We start from the raw sequence: 3,694 nt of genomic DNA on the forward strand, positions 1-3,694 counted from the left end.
TGCTGTGGGTCTTGAACACGCCGACCGGCTTGCCGGATTGCACCAGCAGGGTCTCGTCGTCGTTCAGGTTGGTCAGGCTTTCGACGATCTTGTCGTAGCACTCCCAGTTACGCGCCGCACGACCGATACCACCGTAAACCACCAGCTCTTTAGGGTTCTCGGCGACTTCCGGGTCGAGGTTGTTCATCAGCATGCGCAGCGGCGCTTCGGTCAGCCAGCTCTTGGCGGTCAGCTTATTGCCGCGCGCGGCACGGATTTCTACGTTACGGAACTTGGTAGGTTTCTGGGTATTGTCAGTCACGAAAAAGACTCCTCAGCGATCAATTCAAACCAACCCTGGCGGTGGGCAAGCCAGCCTGTGCGCGTCGAAGCGCCACAAGCGAATCAGTGGACGCTGCGGGGAGTCTCAATTGACTCTTACGCATACGTCTTTACTTGTACATACAAGCATATGCAATCAAGCGGCCAACTTGTTGGATGAGTGTTCAAGAAAAATTCTGGAGGGGCTGGAGAGCGCCTGAATCAAGGGTTCTGGCGTAGGTGAAATTTTTCGAGGGGGATTTTTGAAAAAACGGGAGCTGTTACTTGAGCGGGGTTTTGCGCCACGCTGGGGCGTTCGGTAACAAAGTGGTGCGCGGAGGGAAACGGAGTTGGGTACTGCTTTTGTGGCGAGGGAGCTTGCTCCCGCTCGGCGGCGAAGCCGTCGTAAACCCGATTAGTCGGATTCAACTGTTAGATCTCGGTTAAATGGTTTTAGGGCTGCTTCGCAGCCCAGCGGGAGCAAGCTCCCTCGCCACAAAAGATTTGATAAACCTGTAATCAGCGGGCAGTCAGTTCGATCACGCAGCAAGCGCCGTTGCTGGAAACTTCCAGCAAACCGGTGTTACCGACAAGTTGCAGGCAGTCATGCCGACCCAATTGCTGGGCACTGCTACCGACCTTCACTTCCAGGGCGTCGCTGACACTGAACACCAGCACAGTCCCCGCCTCACTGAAGAACCTCTGTGCGCCATCCAGCCATTGCAACCGAGCGCTGTAGCGCTGCGGCGCATAAATCAGGTTGAAATCGCGAATCGGGCCGCCGAGCAAAGTGCAGGACACCTGGCTTTCGCCGCTGAAGGCGAACGGATCGATCGGTAACAGCGGCCGCGTGGCCTGGCCATCGACCGACAAGGTCATGCCGTCACCCTGCAACACGGTGATAATCCGCTCATAGCCGGCGAAGGTGGAAAACCCGCCCGACTCGCCAATGTCGGCAATCGACAGGCGCCAGCCGAAGCCATCCAGGCCCGTGCCGGCATCGCGGGTAATCTCTTCGGTGCTGCCGCCGCCGTTTTTCCACGGCATGCGTGGGTAATCTTTGGCGCGTAAAACCTTCAACTCATTCATGTGTGGCGCTCTATTTATGGAACCGGCCTTCCAGGCGATGACGGGAACCAGGATGGATCAATCGGGCAGCGGTCACCGGCTGACGGCCAGACCAGGTGCGGCGACGAATCAACAGGCACGGCTCGCCTTTTTCGATCTGCAGCAATTTGCACTCGCTGGCCTCAGCCAGAATCGCTTCGACCACGTGCTCGCCTTCGGTCAGCGGCGCGACCTGATTCAGATAAGCGTATGGCGTCTGCAGGGTGAAATCCTGTTTCAGGTAATCCGGCGCCACCAGCGCGTTGACGAAACGGTCTTCGATTTGCACCGGAATATCGTTTTCGAAATGCACGATTAGCGAATGGAAAACCCGCTGGCCTTCGCGCATGTCCAGGGCCAGGGCGCGCTCGGACCCGGCAGCCTCTTCTTCGAGGGTGATCACCTTGCACGTGTGGCGATGGCCGCGGGAGGCGATTTCGTCGGCGATGTTGTGCACTTCAAACAGTGCGGACTGGCTTTTCGGTTCGGCGACGAACGTACCGACACCTTGCATGCGCACCAACAGACCGTCGGCGGTCATCTCGCGCAGCGCGCGGTTGATGGTCATGCGGCTGAAACCCAGTTGGCTGACCAGCTCGCTTTCCGACGGAACGCGGTAGTGCGGCGGCCAGTTTCCACTGTCGATTTGCTGGGTGATCATCTGTTTGACGCGGGCGTACAAGGGCGCCGGACTGTCGCCCATGTTCGCGGCCAACGGTGACACTGGAGGCGGAGTCGGCACGGTTAATCCTTGGTCGATGAAAAGAGATTGCTAGCTTGCCGGAGTTTACCGAGCAGGCAAACGTCTGTATATGTATATACAAATAACACACGATGGGGTGCTGAACCATGTCCGCCTTCTTTGCCGAACGCGCGCTGCTGCCTAGTGGATGGGCCAACAATGTACGTCTTGAGGTCAGCGCCGATGGCGTCTTGACCCATATCCAGGCCGATTCCAACGCAGATGGCGCCGAACGGGTAAGCGGTCCGCTGCTGCCGGGCATGCCGAATCTGCACTCCCATGCATTCCAGCGGGCGATGGCCGGGCTGGCGGAAGTGGCGGGCAATCCGAATGACAGTTTCTGGACCTGGCGCGATCTGATGTATCGCCTCGTCGGAAAAATCAGCCCGGACCAGCTCGGCATTATTGCCCGCCAGCTGTACATCGAAATGCTCAAGGCCGGTTACACCTCGGTCGCGGAATTTCATTATGTGCACCACGACACGACCGGCCAGGCGTACGCAGATCCGGCCGAGCTGGCGCTGCGCATCAGCCAGGCCGCCAGCTCGGCGGGCATCGGCCTGACGCTGCTGCCGGTGCTGTACAGCCATTCCGGTTTCGGCGGCCAGACCCCGAACGACGGCCAGCGCCGTTTTATCAACAGCACAGAAAACTACCTGAAGCTGCAATCGCGGTTGCAGCCGATCCTGGCGCAGCAGCCGGCGCAGTCGCTGGGGCTGTGTTTCCACTCATTGCGCGCGGTCACCCCGCAGCAGATCAGCGAAGTGCTGGCGGCCAGCGACAAACAGTGCCCGGTGCACATTCACATTGCCGAACAGCAGAAAGAAGTCGACGACTGCCTGAGCTGGAGCGGTCGTCGCCCGCTGCAATGGCTGTATGAAAATACCGACGTCGATCAGCGCTGGTGTCTGGTCCACGCGACTCACGCCAACGCGGAAGAAGTCAGCCTGATGGCCCGCAGTCGTGCGATTGCCGGCCTGTGCCTGACCACCGAAGCCAACCTCGGCGACGGGATTTTCCCGGCCGTGGATTTCCTCGCTCAGGGCGGACGCATGGGCATCGGCTCCGACAGCCATGTGTCGTTGAGCGTGGTCGAAGAATTGCGTTGGCTGGAATACGGCCAGCGCCTGCGGGATCAACGGCGTAACCGGTTATATGGCGCGGATCAGCCGATGGTCGGCCGTACGTTGTACGACGCGGCGCTGGATGGCGGCGCTCAGGCGCTGGGTCAGCCGATTGGAGCATTGGAAGTCGGCAAACGCGCGGATTGGCTGGTGCTGGACGGCAACGATCCTTACCTGGCGACGGCCAGTGGGGACGGGATTCTGAATCGTTGGTTATTCGCTGGTGGCGATCGTCAGGTGCGTGATGTGCTGGTGAACGGCCAGTGGGTGGTGCGTGACGGCCGCCATGCTGGCGAAGAAGAAAGCAACCGCGCGTTCACCCAAGTCCTGCGCGAACTCCTGGGCTGACACAAAAACCCTGTAGGAGCGAGCTTGCTCGCGATGGTGGGTCAGACACCTTGGTGTCGACTGATACTCCATC

General features: G+C 59.6%; 3 protein-coding genes and 1 pseudogene. 1 reads left to right on the forward strand and 3 read right to left on the reverse strand.

Annotation, left to right across the window (positions count from 1 at the left end):
• The 3 genes and pseudogenes from EJA72_RS28755 to hutC form a co-directional block, all read right to left on the reverse strand.
• A pseudogene (locus EJA72_RS28755) lies at positions 1 to 301 on the reverse strand (urocanate hydratase); the annotation flags it as partial.
• A gap of 518 nt (positions 302 to 819) precedes the next feature.
• Entirely contained in the window at positions 820 to 1,389 is a 570-nt protein-coding gene (locus EJA72_RS28760) for a HutD family protein (protein WP_157715244.1), read from the reverse strand.
• Between the two features lie 10 nt (positions 1,390 to 1,399).
• Positions 1,400 to 2,110, reverse strand: coding sequence for a histidine utilization repressor (hutC, locus tag EJA72_RS28765; protein ID WP_154505298.1), 711 nt, complete (start codon positions 2,108 to 2,110; stop codon positions 1,400 to 1,402).
• Between the two features lie 146 nt (positions 2,111 to 2,256).
• On the opposite strand from hutC, the gene EJA72_RS28770 reads away from it, so the two are divergent.
• Positions 2,257 to 3,621 carry a formimidoylglutamate deiminase gene (locus EJA72_RS28770; RefSeq protein WP_157715245.1) on the forward strand — a complete coding sequence of 455 codons (1,365 nt, stop codon included), beginning with the start codon at positions 2,257 to 2,259 and terminating at the stop codon, positions 3,619 to 3,621.
• The last annotated feature ends 73 nt before the right edge of the window (positions 3,622 to 3,694 follow it).

Source organism: Pseudomonas sp. PB120 (assembly GCF_009761815.1).
Lineage (GTDB): Bacteria > Pseudomonadota > Gammaproteobacteria > Pseudomonadales > Pseudomonadaceae > Aquipseudomonas.